This window comes from Mycetocola sp. Y444 (assembly GCF_059445295.1).
Window position 1 is genome coordinate 54,690 of the sequence record NZ_JCAIUB010000001.1, and the last position, 22,971, is coordinate 77,660.

Below are 22,971 nucleotides of genomic sequence, written 5' to 3' on the forward strand. Positions count from 1 at the left end.
TCTTCTTCTCGACAGATAGGTACTCATTTCCATGTCTTTTCCTGAAATCACGGGCGATCCCAGCCAGTTGAAGGTCTACGCGACGCGCTACCTGAACCTGGCGGACGCCATCCAGAACGCATCGGCGACGCTCAAGGCGGTTGGCGACAATTCCGATGGGAGCCGCTCCCAGGCCGTCGATGAAATTCGCGTTAAGGCTAAAAAAGGCGGGGAAAGCATCGGCAAGGCCGAGCGACGTTACCGCACGACAGCGATGGCGCTGAACACGTACGCGACGGCATTGGAAGACGCACAAAAGAAGGCAGCAGAAGCGCGATCTGAGCACACAGAGGCGAGCCAGAGCCATGCTGCAGCCCAGGCGAAGGCCGACGAGTTTGAGGACAAGGCTGCGGTTCCCGGCGAAACGCAGGCTGCGGATTCCCGTTCACACTCGGTGTGGAGCGGACAGGCCAGCACCTTCGCCACGGCCGCTTCAGCGGCTCAAACGAAATACGACCAAGCTGTCGCCGACAAGGAAGCGGCCGGAAACATCGCTGCTGATGCCATTGAATCGGTTGTTTCCGACGACGATCTCAGTGACAGCTGGTGGGACCACCTCGTCGATTTCTGCGAAAAAATCGGAGACTGGGTTGCGATCGCGGCGCTCCTGCTGTCCTGGGTGCCGTTCCTCGGCCAGATTCTGCTCGCAATTTCAGCGCTCATCAGCATCATTAAGCTCATCGACTCCCTGATCAAGTTCGCCAATGGCGAGATGACCCTTGGTGAAGTGATCGGTGCTGCCGTCGGTGTCGTGCTCGGGCTTCTCGGCGGCAAGGTCCTGGTGGTGGCCATCAAGGGCCTCCGTGTTGCGCGCGCGGGTAAAGCGTTGGACGCCGCGAAAAAGACAAGGGCGGGCGTGATGGCCAATAAAAACGCGCAGACGAAATCCAAAAGCGTGACTCGGAAACGCAACCTCGCGGATAAGGCCCGCCGTGAAAAGATAAAGGATCTCAAGGACACCTTCGCTCCAAAGACTCTCGCCAAGGAGCTCAGAGACACCGCGATCAACCCCTTCAAGGATCTCAGAGACGCAACCAAGGGACCGGTGGCGTCGGAGTTTCTGCGGTCGCTCACCGAGGGTGGAAAGGGCAAATGGGCGAAACTTCTCAACACCGGCGATATCACGGACTTCTCGAAGGCGCTGAAATCGATGGACTGGTCGGAAATGCCCCCAACTCTGAAAGCCGAGGTGGTCCTCGAAGCCTCCAAGGTCTTCGGAGGAGCCGGCGAAACCCTGCTCGCGCCGGTAATTGACGTGCCCTTGACCATCGACTCGCTGATCTCCAAGGTGAATGACGAGATCACCTCGGATGTGAGCACCAGTGTCGATGCTCGATAGCGGTGGCTTGAACCGGCAGTGCTGGACCGATTCTGTATGGTGGCGTAAATGAGTGGATTCGAAATCGTTGGCGTGAACCTCAACCTCCCAGACGATTGGTATGAGGTCGACCTCGACGCCGATAGCCCGGCGCAGTGGATTGCCGATCTTCCTATCGCTGTCGATGAGACGGTCGACAGAGTTGCCTTCGATGGGATGCTTGCCTCTGTGAGAGGCGCGCTACTCGCCGATGGCGTCGATGTCGCTGCCATTCACTTGAACTCACCGAACCGCGGCAATATCGGCGCGGCTCTAACGTTCGAGTTGGTGGCGCGAGGAGCTGACGACACGCCCGCATCCTTCCTGGCATTCGCGGAATCGCACCGGGACCTTCGAAGCCCCGAACTTGACATCAGTGCGTTCCGGTCATGGACGGGAACTCATCAGTTCGGCGAATTTGTGGCTTTCACCTACCTCGCCCTGGTGACGTCTTCTGAAGGAGATGAGAGCAGCTTGGAAGAGCGCGCCGTCTACACGATCTTTCCGGAGTCCACCGATGAACTGGCGCAAATCACGTTCCGAACTGCGCGTCTTGGGGTGTTCGACGACATCGCGGAACAAACCGCCGCAATGGTAGAAAACATCGAGCTGGAACTGGAGACAGTATGACCCGGCAAGTGACGCTGACCGGTGCCGATCTCTCACTGATACTCCCCGGTTCATGGGCCCTGATTCCGTTGGCGAACGCCGACGTGGCCCAGGCCCGGATAACCGCTCTCATCAAGAAGCAAATCGGTAAGAACGACCGTCTCGCTCACGTCAGGCGCGAACTCAAGACCAGCCTTATCCAATCGGCGGAAGAAGCCATCGCCCTGGGGGCCGTTGGTCTGGCCATTTCATTGGAGATTCTCCCCGGCGTTCCTTTCCCCGCTTCACTTCTCATTCTTCCTGTCGCCTGGCCGGCGTCTCTGGAGAATGACGATCGCTCCGATGCCGAGCGACTCCTCGCTGCGTACCCGGGTGCAAGCCTCCTGGAGGAGGAGACCGATCGGCCCATCGTCCGTCGTCATGAGATCGTCAAGACGACCTACGACACGGAGTCGTCTACCGACCTGCGCGTGAACTATTGGCTGCCGGTGGGTGACGGTGGTCAACTCGCCCGCATCTACGTCAAGGCGCCCATGGTGCACGCGCCCCCGCTGTGGCTGGAACTTTTTGACACCATCGTCGGTTCGCTGGGTTGGCTCAACAACGCGGCGGCCGCGGATGAAGAAGCAGCGATTGTCTAAGGTCGGTGCGTCAACAGCGGACGCCGCAGCGCGCCGGACACCTCTCGACGAAGAGCGCGACGCGCGGAGCAATGGCAGGCAAGACGGCACCGAGCGGATTCGCCGAATCATCGCCACCGTCGGCAACATCCTCGGATCCGCGGCTCTCACTGTCGCAACCGCGGTGGTCGCTGCGATTCTCTGGTTCACGAACAGCGGGGTGTCGATCGGTGACGTTATCGAAGACGACTATTCAGGTACCACCACCATCGCGTTCCCGTTCCTCATGCTTGTGCTTTCCCTCGTTGGGTTCTTTTTCGGCCAGTTCGCCGCTCGCGGGCGCTGGGGCGTTGGCCCCCATGCTTCCGTGTGGAGCAGCGGTACATTTCGTGTCGTTCTCAACCCCATCGGCATCACCCTGCATGCGTTCTTTCTCGTGGTTGCGCTCGTTGCGTGGGTGCTCGTGCTCGCCCTGCCTGTCTTTCTCGATTCCACCGGGAACCTCACTCTCGCTGAAGGGTCCTCGGAAGCGAAGCAGTTCTGGTTTACGGTTTCCGTCTACGGGGCAGTGACGGGTGGAATCGCAGCGATTGTTGCCCTCTCGCTCCTGAAGAGGCTCACGTACAACCGCAGCCTGGAGCGTGGTCGCTCATCGATCGTCGATGGATCGCCGTCGCAGGTCGCCTGGCGCCGGTTCTCCCACATCTGGCGCGGTGAGCTGATGGTCGCCGCTGCGGCCGGCGGTGCACTCGGCCTCGCGCCGCTCGGTATCCACCTCGACAGCGCGGTATACGGGCTCTCGTTCGCCGCCGTCGGCGTTGTATTGCTTATCGCTGCCGTCATACTCGCGCTCAACTCATGGCGATCGGGCTTGCCCGTGGAACGGGTCGAGTCCTACACCTAGGCGATATACCGCCCGGTCCCGCCCATGGGGAGCGCTGCCCATTGCCTGCCTTCACTGGCGCTCCTAGGGTGAGTCACGTGACCAACTCCCCGCGTGACCTCCGGCGCCACCGTGTACGGCAACACTGAGCAGATTCGACACCGCGCCAGTGACCTGCGCGGTGTCGCCACCAGCCTGAGGGACCAGGCGACGGTGATGCTCAGTGCCGCCGACGCCGACTGGGTGTCCACGGCCGCCGCGAAGTACGCCGAAGAGGCTCGACAGAAAGCCGTGAAGCTGGGCACCCTCGCCGATGACGCGGACGCTGCAGCCCAGGCGCTCGAGGACCATGCAGCATCCGTTGACGCGATCAAGAAGTCCATCAGCGAAGCCGCCGATTGGCTCACCGACCGCTGGAACGACGCGAGCAACCTCGTGAGCAACGCCGTGGAGACGCTCAAGGACGGAGCGGGCAAAGTGTTCGAATTCTTCGGCCGCGAGGTGCCGGACGCTCTGGTCGGCAAAGCCAGGGACCTCGTCAGCGGTGTTCCGCGGCTACCGGAACCCGGTTCGGTCGAGTGGCTCGACGCCGCCGCCCTCACCAGACGAAACGGATGGGCAGAATGAGCGCACCTGCAACCGAGGCGCGACGCACCCGCATCCTCCTCTCCGCCGATGAATGGCACCTGCTCACCTCCCGCCTCGATGCGGTTCAGGTACCGGTCGAGTTCCTGTCGGAAAGGGACGAGACTGTGTCGCAGGCTGAACAAGAGAGCCGTGAAGCGGCAGCGCTTCACGCACTACAGCAACGAAAGCTCGTCGCGCCTCAGGCGGACGTGAAGGACACCGACCTCACCGAATTCCTGCACCCCGCCCTCGGAGCAGTGCTCTCCCTCCCGCAGGTTGCGTCAACCGTGATCGACATCGCCGCGTGGGGCCCATCCCGAAGTGTTCTGCAGTCGCTGTCGGTCGCGGGTACCTTCTGCCTCGGCCTCGCGCGAACCCAGCGGGTTCAGGACCAGCACGAGACAACGGATGCCGCGACCCGGGTGCGTGACGAGAATTCCGTCGAGATCACCGCCTGCGGAACAGCCGACCTCATCGACGAGGCTCTTCGGTCGCTCGATCTCGCCGATGATCGATCCTCAACCGGGTCAGCGCCAGTGAGCTCGGTTTCGCTCTCGGACGCGTCCGCCCTTGTGCTCGCGATCCGGACCGGTGACACCGCCGTCATCGACGAAGCTTTTCGCCGGGTCGGACTGGATGAACACAACACGGGATTCGCGGCGATGGCTGCCACCATCACCGGTGGCTTCCTGCTGAGAATGCACGACACCCACACCGGGGATTCGTGGGCGCCCGCCTGGTTCCACTCCGACTCCGGCTGGATCCGGCTCGGTATCGATACCGGCAGCGAGGAAGCGACCGCCCAGGTGCTCACCGAGAACGGGCGGGTGAGCTGTCGACCGGTGTCGCGAACGGCGATCACCGCCGACGTGACCGCGGCACTCCTGACGCGGTTGGGGTACTGAGATGGGCGACATCACGGTCTCCGGCGGTGTCGGCGGTGTCGGCGCCAACCTCGAAGATATGCGGACGCAAGCCGCGAAGCTCCGGCAGCTTGGCGGCCTCCTGGTCGAACAGGGCATCGATTCAGGCCGGGTTCTGCTCGACGGTGACTACCTGGAGTCAGTGATCCTTTCACCGATCACAGCGGCGACGGTCGTCACGAAGGTGGGAGTCGTCACGGGAGGAATCGCTCTTCTCGCGACAGAGACCACCGTCATCGGTGTGTTCCTCGATGGTGCTGTGATCGCCTATGAACTCGTCGACTCCACACTGGCAGCGCTCGCCGAGGGTCTCGCGAACGCCGCGACCTTCACCGCCGGGGTGTTCGCCGTTCCGCTCGTGATCATCACCGCGGCCGGAGCCGTAATCTTCGCCGGGGCGGCAGGCGTTGACGCGTTCCTCGACGAATCAGCCAGTGCCCTCGTCGCGGGGCTTGCGGGTACGGCTGCACTTCTTCGGAAGAACCCCTGGCTTGCGGCTGACCCGTCAGCGCTTCTGCGCGCGCTGGCCCTGCAGAGTGCAGCGAATTTCTCCGGTGACGACGTCGCGGCCGATTTCGCCGACACCATGACCGACGCACTGCAGGACCTCAACGAGCTCGCGGGAGATCAGAGCTGGTTCGTCGATGTGATCGCAAACGGCGCGCCAGGACTACTGATCGGGCTCACGTTCCCTCTCGCGGCCACGATGGGTCCGGCAAGGGCGAATCGCCTGCTGTCGTCGCTCACCGGAGGTCCGTGGCCGCCTCAATCGTACGAGGAAGCCGTTCGCGCCATCCTCGGCGGCGGGCAGAAGTTCGGACAGTTCGACGACGGCACAGTGACCATGTTCGACCCGGGAACCCCGGGCTCGGCCACCGCTCCCACGAGCATCCAGGATCTCATGCACTCGTCCGACGACATCGATACACGGGATGGCGGCGACACCTACGCGCGAATCCGCATTGTGGACGCGGGCGGCGAACCTCCGCACTGGATCGTGCAAATTCCGAGCACCCAGGCCTGGTCGCCAGAAGCCGGGTCTACTCCCAATGATGTGACGAGCGATCTGCACGCGATGGCGGGCAACCCGACGGCGCTCGCCGAAGCCGTGAAGAACGCCATGGCCGAAGCGGGGATCGCCCCGAACGACCCGGTAATGCTCGAAGGATTCAGCCTCGGCGGCATCACGGCGGGAATGATGGCGGCAGACGACTCCCTCGGGTACAACGTGACCCACGTGGTGACCGCGGGGTCTCCGATCGCCCGGTTCCCGATTGATTCCGACATCCAGGTGCTGTCGCTCGAGCATTCCGAAGACCCCGTTGCGCGGCTCGACGGGCGCGGCAACCCCGTTGGCTCAAACTGGACAACCGTACAAACCGATGCGCCACGGCTGAACGGCGAGGACGCTGATCCCGGAATCGCTGCCGCACACAACGCCGCTCGCTACGCTGAGACAGCCGCCGCCGCCGGCGAACAGGGCGATCCCAGCTACGACCACTTCGTCGACTCCGCGTCGCAGTTCCTGAACCCTGACGGCACTGTCACCGATTACGGAGCGCAACGTCCATGACCCCTCGATCTCGTCCGGCCCGCAGCGTCCTCAAGGGCATCACAGCATTGAGCGTTGCTGGCCTGCTCAGCGCATGCTCGTTGGGGGACGGTGGGGCACAGGCATCCGATCCGTCGCGTCCCGGGCGATCCGCCAGTGATGCCACCCAGGCCGTGTCTGAGCTGCCGGGAATCACGTCGGCCGAGATCGCCACATCGACCGACGGTACCCCGAACCAGGTGCTGCTGCTAGCGAGGGTGTCGGCAGAAACCGGTTACCCCGCCAGCCCCTCAGAGCTTTTCGATCACGTGGTCAGGCAGGCCTGGTCTGCGACGGAAAGGAAACCCACAACCACGCTTCGGGTCGAGCTGAGCATCGAGGGGCAGGACCTGGACCTCGAAGCTCTCGCAAAGGACGTCGGGCTTACCGGGTTCATCGACCCGGACAACACGTACGACACGAGCGTGCACATCCAGATCGAGGACGTTGCGTCCGTATACGGTAAGTGGCCTGGGCCTGTTCCGTCGGCGCCGGCCTCCCTCACCGGGTCGGGTGGATGATGCCTCTCGGCTGCCGCAGCGGCGCCGGTCCGCCGGCGACCGACGGGGACAACTCCCCATCGATCAGGCCCTGTCCAGTCCATAGAATTGCATGAATATGTCTGCCCACGTTGAAACCATCACCACTCCGCGCTCGATTGTGACGGTGACCGTCACCGGCCGGAGTGAAACCGGACACGTCCGGGAGCACAACGAAGACAGCCTGATCGCGGAAGCGCCGATCTTCGCCGTCGCCGACGGGATGGGAGGACACACCCGCGGGGACCTTGCGAGCCAGGCGATGGTGCACCAGCTGTCCCACAGCATCCGCCGCGGGGAACCGACATCGCCCGAGGCGGTCTTCACGGCGATCACCGCCGCCAACTCCCTCATCTCATCGTGGGCCGAGAGCTCGGGAATCGCGGGAACCACCGTGGCGGGGCTCGCGCTCGTCTCGCTCTCGAGCCAGGCCGACTGCCACTGGATGGCGTTCAACATCGGCGACTCCCGGGTGTACCTCTGGGATGACCACCAGCTGCGCCAGGTCACCGTCGACCACTCAGCGATCCAGGAACTCATCGACGCGGGAGACATCACGCCGTTCGAGGCACTGACGCACCCGGAGCGTAACGTCGTCACCCGCGCTGTGGGCGTCGAGACGGATGCCGACCCTGATGTCTGGCTGCTCCCGGCATCCGACCACCAGACGTTCCTCATCTGCTCGGACGGACTCACACGTGAGGTGTCCACCGAGCAGATCGAAGCCGTGCTGCGTTCCGGTGTCGACGACCCCGCTGACCGCCTGCTGCAACTTGCCCTCGACGCCGGTGCACACGACAACGTGACAATCCTCATCGTCGACTCGCGGAGCGTCGACACGACGCCACCCCGCCCGGGCTATCATGAAAATCGGTCGCTCGGATTCCTCGAGCAGACCCTGCCGAGGATCTGAGGGTGACATGACAGGGTATCTCTACGCCGACGCGCCCGAGCACGACTGGCTCGCCGTCGCGACGACCGGGCGCGTTCTCGTGGCCCAGGTCGCGCAGGATGCAGAACGGATCGCCGAGGTCGCATCGGCGATCGACCCCGCTGCATCCGTTCAGAACGTCCTGGAAATGCTCACCGCCAAGGGGCTGTCCAACGTCGGACCGTTCGCCCTCGTGTTCTGGGTAGACGGCGCAATGCGCAGCAAGGGTCTCGGCGTTATCGTGCGCGGGGGAGCGACGGTCAGCGTCGTCACCGACGACGGCACGGTGGTTGTCTCCTCACGTGGCGTCACCACATGGACCGAGCAGGTCGTGGAGAACGCCGTCACCTTCACCGTCGAGACCGGTGCCAGCTCGTCCGACGCACCACTGCTCCCGCTGACGCAGGGCGCCGCGTGGGTGTCGTCCATTCGACTCGACAGCGACGCGAGCGAGCTCAGCCGTGAGCAGAAAACGGATGCTGCGACCGCAACGCCGTCACGGACCCCCCAGCACGCAGAGCCGGAACGCCAGCCAGAACGCACACCGGAACCAGGATCACCGTCGCTCGCTGAGAGTACCGAAGAGACGCGCGTTTTCCACACCACCACCGGGGTGAAGCCTGAAGCCGAGACCTCCGTCGCCTCGGCAAGCCAGGACGAACCCGATGGCTACGACTATCTTTTCGGGGCAACCGTCTTCCGCACCGTCGGTTCTGCAGCGGTCGAGCAGCCCGGCGACGAGGACGAGGATGCCGGCGCTCCCGCCGCACCGCCGACTCACCAGCAGCCCGCAGCGACATCGGCTTCCTCGACACCCGCCTCCCCGGCGCCAGCTTCCTCGACGGCTCCCTCAACGACGCTCGGCGACCACGACGGCAACACCATGCTGGCCGCTGACATCCTCGAGGCGCGGAGGCGAACGCAGGCTCAAGGGACACCGCAGGGCACACCAGTCTCACAGGCCTCTCCCCAGCCTTCGCGACCGACACACGCGTACGTCCTCGAACTGCCCGGCGGCGGAAAGCAGCCGCTGACGGCACCCGTGATCCTGGGCCGGGCACCGAGCGTCTCGAACGTGCCGGCATCCGTTCTCCCGCACCTCGTCACCCTCACCGGCGACGACATCTCGCGCAGCCATCTCCGCGTTGCCGTCGAGGGTGGAACCGTCGTGGTGACCGACCTGCACTCGAGCAACGGCACCCACGTCATCGCCCCTGGCAAGCCGCCGCAGTTGCTTCGCGGGGGAGAGCCGACCCCGGTCATCATGGGGACGGTCATCGACCTCGGCAGCGACATCGTGCTGCGCATCTCGGAGGCATAGGGTGGCCCCTCGCCAGGTCGCCACTCCTCCGGAACTGCCCGGCCTCCGATATGTCCGGCCGCTCGGCGCCGGCGGATTCAGCGACGTCTACCTCTACGAGCAGGAACTTCCCAAGCGCCAGGTGGCCGTCAAGGTACTCGCATCCGACGAACTCACCGACGCGCTTCGGGCTGCCTTCATCGCCGAAGCGAACCTCATGGCCCAGCTCTCAGCGCACCCGTACATCGTCACGATCTACCACGCCGCGCTTGCGCCGGACGGACGCCCGTACTTCGTCATGGAGTACTGCTCAGGACCGAGCCTCGCGGAGCAGTACAAGCGGGCACGGTTCAGTGTCGCCGATGCGTTGCGCACCGGAGTTCGACTGTCGAGTGCCGTCGCGACGGCGCACGCCGCCGGCATCCTTCACCGGGACATCAAGCCGGCGAACGTACTGACCAACAACTACGGCTGGCCGGCCCTCACCGACTTCGGCATTTCGAGCGCCGTCGACACCGAACTGCCCGTCAATTCGACGACACGGGCAGCGATGAACGCCGAGCCCGGAGCGACGGCCGCCGGTTCCATCGGCATGTCGATCCCGTGGTCACCGCCAGAGATGTTCGACGACAACCCGCAGCCGGACGTGCGCAGCGACGTGTTCTCGCTCGCCGCGACGCTGTACACCCTGCTCGCCGGCCACACGCCGTTCGAAGTCCCAGGGCGGCCGAACGGCACAGTCGATCTCATCGGCCGGATCGAACGCGGCACCGTCACACCGATGGACCGTGACGACATCCCGCGCTCCCTGACCTCCATCCTCGCGAAGGGGATGTCGGTCCAGGCCGACGACCGTTTCTCGACCGCCGTCGACTTCGCACGGGCGCTGCAGCGCGTCGAGATGGAACTCTCGTACGCGCCGACCGCCATCGATGTTCCCAACCTCACGATTCTCGACCGCCCCGGCGACCGGCCCGAGGACTCCGAAGACAAGACGAGGATCCGCGGCGTCGCCACAGTGCACGCGCAGCCGGTGGCACCTGCCCGCCCGTCGGTATCGCCGCCCGCCCGCCCGCCAGTGTCTTCGCCGGTTCCGACCGGTGCAGATCCCACGGTCATCAGGCGGATGCCGTCGGTCCAGCCCCACGCGCCGGGCGCAGCTGCTCCGGCTGCGGGCGACGCAGCACCCGAGCACACGGTCGTCCGTGAGCGCGTCACGCCAACAGTCGAAGAGGCGCCGGCGCCCGCACCGAAACCACGTCGCCTCCTTCCGATCCTCGCCGGCGCCGGCGCGCTCGTCGTCGTCGCCGGTGGCATTCTCGCGGCCGTGGTGTTCGGCCCCGGCGCTGAGAACCCCAATGCCGCCCCCACCCCGACGGCGACATCCGACATCGTCACGGCGGGGGTTCCCCAGCCGCAACCCGTCTCGGTGTCGCCGGTCGGTGACGGCAGTTCGGTGACCTTCGCCTGGTCGAACCCCGAACCGGAAGACGGTGACACCTTCATCTGGCGCCGGATCGGTGGCGCAGCGGACGAGCAACCCAAAACGGCGAAGGAGCCGACAGTGACCATCGACTCGATCACCCCGGGAAGCCAGGTCTGCATCGAGATCGTCACCAGGCGAAGCTCCGGAAAAGTGTCCGGCGACCCATTGGAGATGTGCACACAGTGAAAGCTCCACGTATCGAGTTCTGCGGCGAGTGGTACGACATCACCCCCGGACAACCGTTCTTCGTCGGGAGGGAGTCCGACCTGATCATCGACGAGAACCCGTTCCTGCACCGCAGGTTCCTGTCGATCAGCGATGAGAACGGACTGTGGTGGCTGGCCAATGTCGGCAACCTGCTCTCCGCGACGGTCACGGACACGACGGGTCAGGTGCAGGCCTGGCTCGCCCCCGGCGCGAGGCTGCCGATCGTCTTCCCCGAGCTGACAGTGATGTTCAGCGCCGGATCGACGACATACGAGTTCACCGTTTACTCCGAGGTCGAGTACTTCGGCACGTCAGCGATGACCGCCATGGCGGCGGGCACAACGACGGTCGGACCGGTGCACCTGACCAGCAGCCAGCGCCTCCTGATCGTCGCGCTGGCCGAAAACGTCTTGCGACAGGACTTCCCCGGCCGCGGTGAGATCCCGGCATCCGTCGACGCCGCCGCCCGACTCGGCTGGACCCAGACGGCATTCAACCGAAAACTCGACAACGTCTGCGACAAGCTCGACCGCATCGGCGTGAGGGGACTCCGCGGTGGTCGGGGCAAGCTCGCCACCGGGCGTCGTGCCCGCCTGGTCGAGTACGCCGTGTCGTCGCGGCTCGTCGACGCGAGTGACCTCGTGCTCCTCGACAGGGAAAAACTCGAACGCGCCGCAGTTCTTGCCGAAGCGAGCGGAACCAGTGCTACCCCAAAACTGGGGGGCGGTGAACCTCTCGAGCCCGACGGGGACAGTCCCCGCGCGCTCACTCGGGCGTAGCTGCCCCGCGTTCATGCGAAAGCATGATCGGAGCGCTCACGCTGCGTGTTAGCGTTGCGTGAGTTTTCTCAGCACGACGATTTCTTCGCGTCGGCGAGGAGCCGCTCGACTGTGTCAAATCTGGGGGGACGAGAGCTTGTTGAAGTGGCTCAAGGGGCGGAAGGTCACGGCCTCCGTCGTCGCACTCTCCGTCCTTGTTGCCGTCCCGGTCACCGTCGCCGTCCTGCACGAGGGATTCCCGGTCACCGACGTCGATCTGAGTGCACGGGATGTCTGGGTGACCAACGGCACCGAGCTCATGGCCGGTCGGCTCAACCGTCAGATTGAAGAGCTCAACGCCTCGGTCGCCACTGTTTCCAACGACATCGACGTGCTCCAGAACGGCGAGAACGTTCTGCTTCACGACCGCTCGGGCTCCACCGTCGAGCGCATTGACTCCGCCTTCACCACCCTCGTCCAGCGCGCGGATATGCCGCCGGGGGCCGAGCTGTCCCTCGGTGACACGAAACTCTCCATCGTCGACCCGAAGTCCGGTGAGCTGTGGGTCACGAACACGGCGGGCGAACTGCGGTTCTCGACCGTCGACACCAAGCCGATCGCCAAGCTCGGCAAGAACGCAAAGTCGGTCGTGTCGAGCGAAGGCACGGTTTTCGCCGTGTCGCCCGAGAAGAAGAAGCTCTACACGTACTCCAAGGGCGGGGGGGAGCCGACGGTCACCGCGCTGCCGAAGCTCGACGACTACCTCCTGACCGCTGCCGGCGAGCAGGCCGTCATCCTCGATCGTGACAAGAACCGAATACTGACGGATGCCGACAGCTCCATTTCGCTTCCCGACAAGGGCGTCAAGCTGCAGCAGGTGAGCGCGACCGGCGGTGAGGTCATCGTCGCGACCGGATCGTCCCTGCTCCGTGTGCGCCTCAACAACGACAAGCCGCAGACCATCAAGGCCGAGATCACCAACCCGGTGAAGAAGGCCAATGAGATCTCCTCGCCGGTCAACCTCAACGGCTGCGCGCACGGCGCGTGGTCTGGCGCGAGCAAGTACGTCGCGGTGTGTGGAGACGCCTCACCCTCCCGTCAGGCGATCGAGCCGCTCGCCGAGGGCGCGACCCTCGAGTTCCGGGTGAACAAGAACGTCGTCGCCCTGAACAATCTGCAGACCGGCGATGTCTGGCTCGTCGACGCCAACATGCGGCTCGTGAAGAACTGGGAAGAGGTCACCCCGCCACAGGAGGACGACGGCGAGGAGGGCGACGAGAAGGCATCCACCCAGTCGTTCGAAGACACTCTCGCCGACCGGACCGAGCAGAACCGCCCACCGATCGCGCGGGATGACGTCCTCGGTGCGCGTCCTGGCAAGAGCACGATCCTCCCCGTACTGGACAACGACACCGACCCCGACGGCGATGTCCTGACCATCGGCGCAAATCTCCAGGGGCTCGCACCGGAGTCAGGGCTCGTCGAGTTCATCGACGGCGGTCGCGCACTTCAGTTCACCCCCAACGCCGAGCAGTCCGCTGGCACGATCTCGTTCCGCTATTCGGTGTCTGACGGCCGCACCGGCGGCGTCGCCGAAGCAACGGTCAGTGTCACCATCATGCCGATGGAGACCAACTCGCCTCCCGTCGAACAGCGCAAGGGGGCGGTAAGCGTCGAGGTCGGGCAGTCCATCTCGTACAACCCGCTCATCGACTGGCGCGACCCGGACGGCGACGACATCTTCCTCCAGTCAGCGGTGTCCAACAACGGTGATCTCGTTCGGTTCTCGCACGAGGGCTTCGTCACCGTCACCCACACCTCAGCGCAGGAGGGCCCGCGAGACATCGTCTACGTCGTCTCTGACGGCTATGAGACGGCATCCGGAACCTTCACCGTCGACGTGAAACCGGCGGGCACCCTCGGGCCGATCGGCACGCCCGACCACGTGCAGACCTTCGTCGGCGAACCGGTCGAGGCGTACCCGCTCGACAACGACCTCTCGACGAACGGCTCCCAGCTCGCTCTCCTCGGTGCTGAGGCACAGAGCGGCGGGTTGACCGTCACCGTCAAGCCCGACTCCAACTCGATGCAACTCGCGGCGGGCAACGCCGGTGTCTACTACGTTCAGTACACGCTCGGTGCCGGCGCTGCGACGAGCATCGGTATGCTCCGCGTCGATGTCCGGGACGCACCCACCGAGGTGCAGAAGCCGATCGCGGTACACGACACGGGCTACCTTCGCCCCAACGAGCCCACGTCCCTCAACGTGCTGACCAACGACGTATCGCCGAGCGGCAATGTTCTCGCCATCCGTTCACTCGATATTCCCGACGAGTCGCGGGTGCTCTCCATCGAGGTGCTCAACTCCTCGGTGATCCGGGTGACCTCGTCGAGCGCCGTCACCGACCAGCTGCAGTTCAGCTACACGTTGTCCGACGGGACTCACGAGGCATCAACGACGGTGTCGGTCGTGCCCGTCCCGCCCCTGACGAAACACCAGGCGCCGATCGCCGCCGATGACACGGTCACGGTCCGCGCCGGTGACATCGCGAGCGTTCCCGTGCTCGACAACGACGTTCACCCCGACAACGCGGTGATGACGCTCGCTCCCGACCTCGTCGAGCCCGCAACGGCCGGCCTCGCCTTTGTCGCCGACGGCAACGTGCGCTACCAGGCCCCGCGCGAGCCCGGTGTGTACTCGGCGGTGTACACGGTGACGGATGCCTTCAAGCAGCACGCGGTCGCGAGGGTCACCTTCAATGTCGTCGCTGAGAACAAGGACGACAATGACTCACCAGCGCCCAAGACACTGACCGCCCGGGTCTTTGCCGACTCGTCCGTCGAGGTCAACGTCCCGCTGGATGGACTCGACCCGAATGGTGACTCGCTCGTCTTCGACGGGCTGGCCAGTTCGCCAGCGCTCGGAAGTGTGACCGACTCCACCAGCACGACGTTCGTCTACACCGCAGCGCCAGGCTCGAGCGGCACCGACGTCTTCTCCTATACGCTCAAGGACACCTACGGGGCGACCGCGATCGGGACGGTGCGCATCGGCGTCATCCAGCGGCCTGTGCAGGACTCTCCGCCCATCGCCGTCGACGACACCATCGAGGTGCAGCCGGGCCGGGTCGCGACCGTTCCGGTGCTCGCCAATGACTCGGACCCCAACGGGTACGAGATCGAAGTGGTCAAGAAGCTCAAAGAGGTCCCCGAGGGCGTGACCGCGACCGTGTCGAAGAAGCAGTTCGTCGAGATCGAGGCACCGGAGGAGGAGACGACGCTCTCCATCCGTTACGAGATCACCAACAACAACGGAGGGTTCGATACGGCGTTCGTTCAGGTGCGGGTGACGAAGGATGCCACGATCGAACCGCCGACGCTCATCGACCACATCGTTGAGGCGGCCGACGTCGTCGGTCAGAAGACCGTCGATATCGATGTGCTGAAGAACGCCAACAACTCCGGCGGTCGCACCGAAGACCTCGAGGTGTCACTCGAGGGACCGAACGCTGCAAACGCGGAGAACCTCGGCGACGGGATGGTTCGCGTCACCCTTGTCGACAACCGGATGGCGATCACCTACCGCCTGACGAACACCGTCGACGCCCTCAGCTCCGCCGCGTTCATCGTTGTGCCTCCGTTCTCCGACGGCCTGCCGCCACGGATGAAGGATCTCCCGACCCAGTACGTCGACAAGAACGCGACCCGCACCTGGAAGCTCAGCGACATCGCTGAGTCGCCCACCGGCAAGAAGATCCGCATCACGGGAGCGAAAGCGGTCTCGAGCGCGAAGAGCAACGGCGCCCCGAACTTCGTTGACGACCAGACCCTGACCTTCACCCCGGCGCTCGACTACCGCGGGCCCGCGAACATCACATTCGAGGCCACGGACGGCTCGTCGACCGGCGTCGCGACGCTGGTTCTCCCCATCGTCGTTGGCGACCCCGAGATGAAGGACGAGCCGCCCACATTCACCCCGCCAGACATGACGATCGAAGCCAACGGCGAACCGGAGACCTTCGATCTCCGCGCGGCGAGCTTCCACCAGAATCCTGAGGTTCTCGCTGCCCTGACGTACTCAGGCCTCGGGGGCGCTGCTGGCGGAATCCAGGCGTCACTGAGCGGTTCCACCGTCACCGTGTCCGCACCGTTCGGCACGCCCACTGGAACGGCCACCACCCTGACGTTCCAGGTGAAATACCGCGAGTTCGTCATCGATGGCTCGATGAACGTCCGGGTCGTGGCCTCGAGTCGACCAATGCCGTCCACGGTCGACGACTCCGAACCGAACGGACGCAGCAGCAAGGCTGTCACCCTCAACGTCCTGGCCAACGACTACAACCCGTTCCCGGACCAGGCGCTCACCATCACGTCGACGCAGCTCAACTCAGGCAACGCGACAGTGACCATCTCTGGCTCCAACCTGATCATCACGCCCGGTCCGGAGAAGAGCCAGCAGATCAGCGTGATCTACACGATCCAGGATGCGACGAAGGATGCCTCGAGACAGGCCCAGGGGCGCGCAGACGTCATAGTCACGAGCGCGCCGGACGCGCCAGCCGCGCCGACGCTCGCGGCGAGCCCCAGGAAAATCACCGTGACGATTGAGCCATCGCCCTCGAACAACGGTGCGGAGATCACGTCGTACACGGTCACGCGCACCGGCGGCGGCGGCTCCGTTGTCCAGAGGGGAAAGGCCGGCGCTCGGCTCAGCTTCGCGGGTGAGAACGGGACGCCATACGAATTCAGCGTGCGCGCGACCAATAAGGTCGGGGAGAGTGCGGCATCACCGACGCGATCGGCGACCTCGTACGGCACACCGACGGCTCCGACCAATGTGACGATCAGCAATCCGAGCGGCGAGCCAGCGACGACCTCCCTGAGGGCGAACTGGGGTGTGCCGGACGATGACGGCGGCAGTATCACGGGCTACAACTGGAGATTCTCAAACGGGGCGGCCGGTTCGACCACGTCGAGGTCCGCGTCAATCACTGGCGTCGGTGCGGGTGACTACTCGGTAGAAGTTCAGGCCTGCGGTCAGTTCGAGTGTGGCCCATGGGCGGAGTCGGGTGCTGTTCTCGTTTCCGATCCGCCACCACCGCCCCCGCCACCACCACCAGCGGAGCCGGAGGACAAGCGCACCCTCTCGCTCAAGAAGGGTCCGTCCGCGGGCGGTGGCAAGTTCTTCTATCACATCACCATGAGGAACTGGGCACCGAATACCACGTACAGCTGGAGCTGTTACGCGGGCGGCAGCTATTTCCGGACTTACGAGTTGACCACGAACGGTAACGGTGGCTTCGACGAGGCGCCGCAGTTGTGTTACTCGGGCTTCGAGGACACCAAGGTCAAGGTCGGGGACAAAGAATCGGGCTACGTGGACTTCCGTCCGTGAGCACAGACAGGAAAGCAGAAACAGTGAGTGTCACTTCAGAACAGGCCGTATGGTTCCAGGGCGCCTTTGACTCCCTCGTCGACAACGTGGGGCAGGCGATTCTCGGCAAGGAGGAGACGATCAAGCTGGTCATCGCCTCGATGCTGAGCGGTGGACACGTGCTGCTCGAGGACTTCCCCGGCACGGGAAAGACTGTGCTCGCGAAGGCGTTGGCGAACACCCTCGAGGGCACGAACTCTCGTATCCAGTTCACCCCTGACCTGCTCCCGTCGGACGTCACCGGCGTCACCATCTACAACCAGGCATCCAACAAGTTCGAGTTCCACAAGGGCCCGATCTTCGCCTCGGTCGTCCTCGCCGACGAGATCAACCGCGCGTCCCCGAAGACCCAGTCGGCACTGCTCGAGGTCATGGAGGAGGGCGTTGTCACCGTCGACGGTGAGAGCTACCCCGTCGGCAAGCCCTTCATGGTGATCGCTACCCAGAACCCGGTGGAGCAGGCAGGAACCTACAAGCTGCCCGAGGCACAGCTCGACCGGTTCCTCGTTAAAACCTCGCTCGGCTACCCGGACCGTGACACCGCGGTGAACCTCCTGCTCGACTCTGCCAACCGATCGCGCTCATCGTCGATAGCCCCGATCATCGGTGCGCCGTCACTGATCGCGATGGCGCAGCTGGCATCCGAAGTGCATGTCGACCGTTCGGTGATGGAATATGTCACAGACATCGTCCACGCGACGCGGTCGCACAAGGACGTGGCACTCGGCTCAAGCATGCGCGGAGGACTCGCGCTCGCCCGCATGATCAAGACCTGGGCGCTCGCGCACGGTCGCATGTACGCAACACCAGACGACGTTCACACGCTCGCGGTGCCTGTGCTCGCGCACCGCCTCATCGTCGATGCCGAGAGCGAGTTCGCCGGCGTGAAGGCCGAGGACATCGTCTCCGGCATCCTCGTCGACCTGCCTGTTCCCGCCTACCGCGCAGCGTAGGCGCACTTCTCCCCATGACGACGAGCCTCGACGCACCTCCGGTCGCACCGGCACACGCACCGGCACCTGACGTGGCCGGTGTCGAGGCGACCCCGGAATTCGTGCTGCCTCCGCAGAAGAAGAAACGGCTCAGCGCCCTCGCACCGGTCGCGGCATCCTTCCGAGCGGGCGCCGGCGCCGTTGGGCGTTCGATCGTGCGACTCGGGCGCGCGAGCTGGCGGCTGATCGCACCGTACCTCGCGGTGATCTCGGGCCTCGGCGCGCTCGTGCTCGTCTCTGGTGTCGCTGCACTCGTCGCGGGAATCCTGCTCGGCTGGCCGGAGCTGACGTTCATCGGACTCACCCTTCTGGTCGCCGTTGTCGTCGCCCTGTTCTTCCTCATTGGGCAATCCAGCTACTCCATTGACATCGAACTGAACCCGCGCCGCGTGACCGTTGGTGACCGTGCCATCGGCCGTGTGCTCGTGACCAACGTTGGCAAACGTCCGTCGACCGCGACGACGCTCGAAGTGCCGGTGGGGGAGGGACTCGCCGAATTCGCCATCGGCGGTCTCCAGCCCGGCGAGGACACCGAGGAACTCTTCGCGGTGCCGACGAACCGCCGCGCCGTGATTCTCGCCGGTCCCGCGATCTCGGTGCGCGGCGACCAACTCGGACTTTTCCGCCGGGCGGTTCGGTGGACCGAGCAGATCGAGCTGTTCGTGCACCCGGTCACGACCCGGCTGCACCCGACGGCCGCCGGACTGGTCCGTGACCTCGAAGGTCAGGTCACCAGGAAGATCACCAACAACGACATCTCGTTCCACGCCCTGCGCGCGTACGTCACCGGTGACGACGTCCGCTACGTGCACTGGCGCACGTCTGCGCGCACCGGGCAACTCATGGTGCGGCAATTCGAAGAATCGCGGCGCAGCCAGCTGACCATCATCACGTCGAGTGACACGCGCTATTACGCGAGCGACGACGAGTTCGAACTCGCGGTGTCGGTGACGGCATCCATTGGCTCACAGGTGATCCGCGACGGCACGCAGATCAGCGTTGTGACGGAAGACCGGATTCTGAAGACGCACTCCGTGACGTCGCTGCTCGACGACACGTGCCGGATCGAGTCGATCGCCGGTTCGACGGCATCCGCGAGGGACTTCGCCAGGGAAGCGACCAAGCGGCTCCCACCACCGAGCGTCGTCGTCATCGTCGCCGGGTCGCTCATGGACGCGACTGACTATCGTGCGATCCAGCGACTGTTCGGCGGCGAGACCAACGTTCTGGCGCTTCGGATTGAAACCGGCGCACGGGCAAGGATCCAGGATGTCGCGGGCCTCGCGATCGTTACCATCGGCGCGCTCTCCGACCTGCCCCGAGTGATGGCGAGGGCAGTATGAGCGAGCCCATCGACGACAGGACGTCCCGGCCGGTGACGCCGCCGCCTGCTCCTGCCGGAGACACGGGTGGCAGGCCCGCCAAGGCGCCCAAGGCGTCCAAGCCAGGCAAAACGCCCAAGCCAGGCAAAACGCCCAAGGCTGGCAAGGCCGCGACAGCTCCCCGCGAACCCAGGGCACCTCGTGCCCCCCGTCCACCGCTTCCCCGGGGAACCGTGACGAATGCGACGTGGCGCGACCTGGCCGTCGTCACCGTGCTGTCACTGATCGGCATCTGGGGATTCGCCCCGGCGTTCGGTGAACCCGGTTATCTCCTCGCCGGCTTCGGCGGTGTGCTGGTCGGAACGGGCGCCGGCTACCTCGCCCACCGATTCCGGCTCAACGCCTTCGTCACGGCACTCGCCGCCATCGTCGCCTACTTCGTCCTCGGCAGTGCCCTCGCGATGCCGGGATACGCGTTGTTCGGCGTGATCCCCACCCTCACAACGCTCCGCGGGCTCGCGCTCGGCGCCGTCTTCGGCTGGGCTGACATCGTCACCCTCGCCGCACCCGTCGGCGCACCCGACTACATCACAGTTCTGCCCTATGTCGCGGGCTGGCTCGTCGGACTGGTGTCCGCCGTGCTCGTGCTGCGGTGGATGCCGCGGCACGACCGCAGTCCCGGCAGGCTCGCCGTCCTCCTGATCGGCCCGATCGTGCTGTACGTCATGGGCACGCTCATCGGCACCCAGACGCCGTTCCTCGCGAACGTTCGCGGCATCGCGTTCGCCGTGATCGCCCTCGTCTGGCTCGGCTGGCGAAAGGGCGCAGCAAACAACGCAAGCCTCTCCGAACGCAAGGGACTGAACAAGAACAAGCTCATTGGCACGGCGATCATCGTCGTCGCAGCGACACTCGTCACCGGCCTCGCCGGATCGGCGCTCGTTCCCGCTCCCGAAGCGCGGTTCGTGCTGCGCGAGAAGGTCGTGCCGCCGTTCGACCCGCAGGATTACCCGAGCCCGCTGGCCGGATTCCGCAAGTACACGAAGGACCTCGGCGAGTCCGAGCTGCTCAAGGTCGCGGGGCTCACTGCCGCGGACAAGGTCCGTCTCGCCGTCATGGACACCTACGACGGCAGGCTCTGGGACGTGGCCGGTCCCGAAGCCCAGACCGGCGGCTCCGGCTCGTTCAGTCTGGTCGGCGAGAGCATGCCCGAGGCGCCCCTGCTCGTCTCGGAGTCCTCGCGAACGGTCACGGTGTCGGTCGAGGCCTACTCCGGAGTCTGGCTGCCGATGGTGGGATACCCCACCCGGCTGACGCTCCCGACCGAGCCTGAAGACAAGACACAGGATCTCCGCTACAACGCCTCCACCGCCACGACGGTGCTGACCTCGGGGGTCGACAAGGGCTACAGCTACAGCTTCGACGCCGACATTCAGGATGCCTACTCAGACGAGGCGCTGGAAAACGTGCCGACCGCGAACGTCACACTGCCGGCGGTCGACCGCGTCCCCGACGTCGTTGCAGCGAAGGCGGCGGAGTACGTCGGAACGGCGACGGGCCCGATCGGCCAGCTGCGCGAGGTTGAGCGCCAGCTCAAGGTCAACGGGTTCCTCAGCCACGGCCTGGCATCCGACGCCGTCCCCTCCCGCGCTGGGCACGGTGCTGACCGCATCGAGGAGCTGTTCACCCGCAACCAGATGATCGGCGACGAGGAACAGTTCGCGGCGGCATTCGCGCTCATGGCGCGGTCGCTCGGCTATCCCGCGCGCGTGGTGATGGGCTTCGCGCCCGAGAACGTCGAGGATGGTGCCGAGGTCACGATCACCGGTGAAGACATCACGGCGTGGGTTGAGGTGCCGTTCGAGGGCGTTGGCTGGATCTCATTCCAGCCGACACCGGACGAGAAGGAAATCCCACAGGACCAGAACCCCAAGCCCAAGACCGAACCGCAGCCGCAGGTGCGGCAACCGCCCCGGGCCGAGAAGCAGGCCGAGGACCTCCTCACCAACGTCGACATCAACGACAGCGACGACGAGAAGAAGGACGATGACGCGTTCGAGCTTCCCGGCTGGCTCGTCGCCATCCTGTGGATCGTCGGCATCCCGCTCGTGCTCTACCTGGTTCCCCTCCTTCTGATCGCCCTGATCAAATCGAAGCGCAGGAAGAGGCGGCGTGAGGCCGCGACAGCCGACGCGCGTGCTGCGGGCGCGTGGGACGAAGCACTCGACAGCTTCACTGAACTTGGCTTCAGCGTTCCGGCCGTGGGGACCCGCGGCATGCTTGCCAGGGACCTGACCGCACAGGTCGCTTCTGCGACCACGACCCAGGGCGACGCTACGGATGTCGCGGCGAGCCAGGGTGAGGATGCTGGCAGCGTTCTGACCCGTCTCGCGGACGGCGCCGACGAGGCCGTCTTCGCGGGAGTTGACGCGACCGACGAGCATGTGGACGAACTGTGGCAGGCGTCTGGCCAGTCGTCGCTCGCCGCCGCTGCCGCTGTAGGCTGGTGGCGCCGTCAACTCAGCAGGTTCCGCGTGAGTTCGAGGAAAACGGGCTCAGTGCGACCGGCGGCAGTTCAGGGCAGGCCGGGCAGACGCGCGAAGGGGGAGAACCAGAAATGACGAACGGTTCGGAACTCCCCGACCGGTGGAACGGCAATCCCATTCCGCCGAGGCCTCCTCTTCCGCCGATCGACGCCCCTCCCGTGTCCGAAGCCGGTATCCCTGTCGCGCCTCAGGCGCCTCCCGCGCCCGGGGTGCCCGCGCCCGGGGTGCCCGTGCCAGTGGTGCCGACAGTGCCAGCGCCCGACGCCAGGAACGTCGCCCCCGGTGCGAGCGCTGGGGCAGAACCTGAGCCGGCCAAGTTCAAGATCGGCATGCCCCCCGGCATGAACTTCGACCCTGACACAGTGCCGTCCTCCGACTTCCCGGCCGTCGTTCCCGTCGCCAAGCCGGAGTTCCCTCCAGCACCGACCCCGCAGGCTGCCGCTTCCGGACCCAACCACGACGAAGAACCTGGAACTTCCCCGAGTCTGGTGCTCCCCGACGGTACAGTCCTTCCGCTCGCCGGTGGCCTCGTCGTTGGCCGTGATCCGCTGCACCAGGCTGGGTACCCGGCAAGCGTCCTCGCCCGGCTCCACGACGTCGAGCGAAGCGTGTCGAAGACGCACGCGGCGCTCGGGCTCTCAGCGGACGGTGCCTGGGTCGTCGACCTGAACTCAACAAACGGGACATTCCTCGTCGCGGCGGACGGCAGCCTCACTCCGTGCATTCCGGAGGTTCCCACTCCACTGGCGCCCGGCGTCGACATCAGGTTCGGCGAGTACCGGGTCCGGGTGAGACTGGGCTGACCGG

17 protein-coding genes are annotated in these 22,971 nt (G+C 65.2%); all 17 read left to right on the plus strand.

Annotated features, from left to right (window positions below; all coding sequences use genetic code 11):
- Positions 1 to 31 precede the first annotated feature (31 nt).
- The 17 genes from AC1C2M_RS00230 to AC1C2M_RS00310 all read left to right on the plus strand — a co-directional run bounded on the left by AC1C2M_RS00230 (position 32) and on the right by AC1C2M_RS00310 (position 22,967).
- Positions 32 to 1,378 (plus strand): hypothetical protein, encoded by a 1,347-nt coding sequence (locus tag AC1C2M_RS00230; RefSeq protein WP_495434875.1) that lies wholly within the window; start codon positions 32 to 34, stop codon positions 1,376 to 1,378.
- A gap of 48 nt (positions 1,379 to 1,426) precedes the next feature.
- The gene (locus AC1C2M_RS00235; protein WP_495434876.1) at positions 1,427 to 2,026 is read left to right on the plus strand and encodes a hypothetical protein; all 600 of its coding nucleotides are present in this window, start codon (positions 1,427 to 1,429) and stop codon (positions 2,024 to 2,026) included.
- The gene (locus AC1C2M_RS00240; protein WP_495434877.1) at positions 2,023 to 2,646 is read left to right on the plus strand and encodes a hypothetical protein; all 624 of its coding nucleotides are present in this window, start codon (positions 2,023 to 2,025) and stop codon (positions 2,644 to 2,646) included. Before AC1C2M_RS00235 ends, AC1C2M_RS00240 begins: the two co-directional genes overlap by 4 nt.
- On the plus strand, positions 2,639 to 3,529 hold the full coding sequence (locus AC1C2M_RS00245) for a hypothetical protein (protein WP_495434878.1): 891 nt from the start codon (positions 2,639 to 2,641) through the stop codon (positions 3,527 to 3,529). The genes AC1C2M_RS00240 and AC1C2M_RS00245 overlap by 8 nt, the downstream gene beginning before the upstream one ends.
- A 93-nt stretch (positions 3,530 to 3,622) precedes the next feature.
- A complete protein-coding gene (locus AC1C2M_RS00250; RefSeq protein ID WP_483404902.1) occupies positions 3,623 to 4,135 on the plus strand; it encodes a hypothetical protein in 513 nt (170 codons plus the stop codon).
- On the plus strand, positions 4,132 to 5,040 hold the full coding sequence (locus tag AC1C2M_RS00255) for a hypothetical protein (protein ID WP_495434879.1): 909 nt from the start codon (positions 4,132 to 4,134) through the stop codon (positions 5,038 to 5,040). The genes AC1C2M_RS00250 and AC1C2M_RS00255 overlap by 4 nt, the downstream gene beginning before the upstream one ends.
- A gap of 1 nt (position 5,041) precedes the next feature.
- Complete coding sequence (locus AC1C2M_RS00260) at positions 5,042 to 6,631, plus strand: hypothetical protein (protein WP_495434880.1); 1,590 nt, start codon at positions 5,042 to 5,044, stop codon at positions 6,629 to 6,631.
- Positions 6,628 to 7,170 (plus strand): hypothetical protein, encoded by a 543-nt coding sequence (locus tag AC1C2M_RS00265; RefSeq protein WP_495434881.1) that lies wholly within the window; start codon positions 6,628 to 6,630, stop codon positions 7,168 to 7,170. The genes AC1C2M_RS00260 and AC1C2M_RS00265 overlap by 4 nt, the downstream gene beginning before the upstream one ends.
- 97 nt (positions 7,171 to 7,267) lie before the next feature.
- Positions 7,268 to 8,101, plus strand: coding sequence for a PP2C family protein-serine/threonine phosphatase (locus tag AC1C2M_RS00270; protein WP_483404898.1), 834 nt, complete (start codon positions 7,268 to 7,270; stop codon positions 8,099 to 8,101).
- A gap of 7 nt (positions 8,102 to 8,108) precedes the next feature.
- A complete protein-coding gene (locus tag AC1C2M_RS00275; protein ID WP_495434882.1) occupies positions 8,109 to 9,440 on the plus strand; it encodes an FHA domain-containing protein in 1,332 nt (443 codons plus the stop codon).
- Between the two features lies 1 nt (position 9,441).
- Positions 9,442 to 11,091, plus strand: a complete 1,650-nt coding sequence (locus tag AC1C2M_RS00280; protein WP_495434266.1) for a protein kinase domain-containing protein — start codon at positions 9,442 to 9,444, stop codon at positions 11,089 to 11,091.
- On the plus strand, positions 11,079 to 11,891 hold the full coding sequence (locus AC1C2M_RS00285; protein WP_495434883.1) for a hypothetical protein: 813 nt from the start codon (positions 11,079 to 11,081) through the stop codon (positions 11,889 to 11,891). The genes AC1C2M_RS00280 and AC1C2M_RS00285 overlap by 13 nt, the downstream gene beginning before the upstream one ends.
- Positions 11,892 to 12,030: 139 nt before the next feature.
- Complete coding sequence (locus AC1C2M_RS00290) at positions 12,031 to 17,265, plus strand: Ig-like domain-containing protein (RefSeq protein ID WP_495434884.1); 5,235 nt, start codon at positions 12,031 to 12,033, stop codon at positions 17,263 to 17,265.
- A 23-nt stretch (positions 17,266 to 17,288) separates the two neighbouring features.
- Positions 17,289 to 18,257, plus strand: a complete 969-nt coding sequence (locus AC1C2M_RS00295; protein WP_483404893.1) for an AAA family ATPase — start codon at positions 17,289 to 17,291, stop codon at positions 18,255 to 18,257.
- Positions 18,258 to 18,271: 14 nt separating this feature from the next.
- Positions 18,272 to 19,639: a DUF58 domain-containing protein gene (locus AC1C2M_RS00300; RefSeq protein ID WP_495434885.1), complete on the plus strand. Its 1,368-nt coding sequence runs from the start codon at positions 18,272 to 18,274 to the stop codon at positions 19,637 to 19,639.
- A complete protein-coding gene (locus AC1C2M_RS00305; protein ID WP_495434886.1) occupies positions 19,636 to 22,239 on the plus strand; it encodes a transglutaminase TgpA family protein in 2,604 nt (867 codons plus the stop codon). Before AC1C2M_RS00300 ends, AC1C2M_RS00305 begins: the two co-directional genes overlap by 4 nt.
- Positions 22,236 to 22,967 carry an FHA domain-containing protein gene (locus AC1C2M_RS00310; protein WP_495434887.1) on the plus strand — a complete coding sequence of 244 codons (732 nt, stop codon included), beginning with the start codon at positions 22,236 to 22,238 and terminating at the stop codon, positions 22,965 to 22,967. Before AC1C2M_RS00305 ends, AC1C2M_RS00310 begins: the two co-directional genes overlap by 4 nt.
- Positions 22,968 to 22,971 lie beyond the last annotated feature (4 nt).

Bases quoted from the DNA above. Each gene is read 5' to 3' on its own strand.
- AC1C2M_RS00240 (WP_495434877.1), top strand. From the start codon at position 2,023: ATGACCCGGCAAGTGACGCTGACCGGTGCCGATCTCTCACTGATACTC.
- AC1C2M_RS00235 (WP_495434876.1), top strand. From the start codon at position 1,427: ATGAGTGGATTCGAAATCGTTGGCGTGAACCTCAACCTCCCAGACGAT.
- AC1C2M_RS00230 (WP_495434875.1), top strand. From the start codon at position 32: ATGTCTTTTCCTGAAATCACGGGCGATCCCAGCCAGTTGAAGGTCTAC.
- AC1C2M_RS00270 (WP_483404898.1), top strand. From the start codon at position 7,268: ATGTCTGCCCACGTTGAAACCATCACCACTCCGCGCTCGATTGTGACG.
- AC1C2M_RS00260 (WP_495434880.1), top strand. From the start codon at position 5,042: ATGGGCGACATCACGGTCTCCGGCGGTGTCGGCGGTGTCGGCGCCAAC.
- AC1C2M_RS00305 (WP_495434886.1), top strand. From the start codon at position 19,636: ATGAGCGAGCCCATCGACGACAGGACGTCCCGGCCGGTGACGCCGCCG.
- AC1C2M_RS00255 (WP_495434879.1), top strand. From the start codon at position 4,132: ATGAGCGCACCTGCAACCGAGGCGCGACGCACCCGCATCCTCCTCTCC.
- AC1C2M_RS00300 (WP_495434885.1), top strand. From the start codon at position 18,272: ATGACGACGAGCCTCGACGCACCTCCGGTCGCACCGGCACACGCACCG.
- AC1C2M_RS00275 (WP_495434882.1), top strand. From the start codon at position 8,109: ATGACAGGGTATCTCTACGCCGACGCGCCCGAGCACGACTGGCTCGCC.
- AC1C2M_RS00265 (WP_495434881.1), top strand. From the start codon at position 6,628: ATGACCCCTCGATCTCGTCCGGCCCGCAGCGTCCTCAAGGGCATCACA.
- AC1C2M_RS00310 (WP_495434887.1), top strand. From the start codon at position 22,236: ATGACGAACGGTTCGGAACTCCCCGACCGGTGGAACGGCAATCCCATT.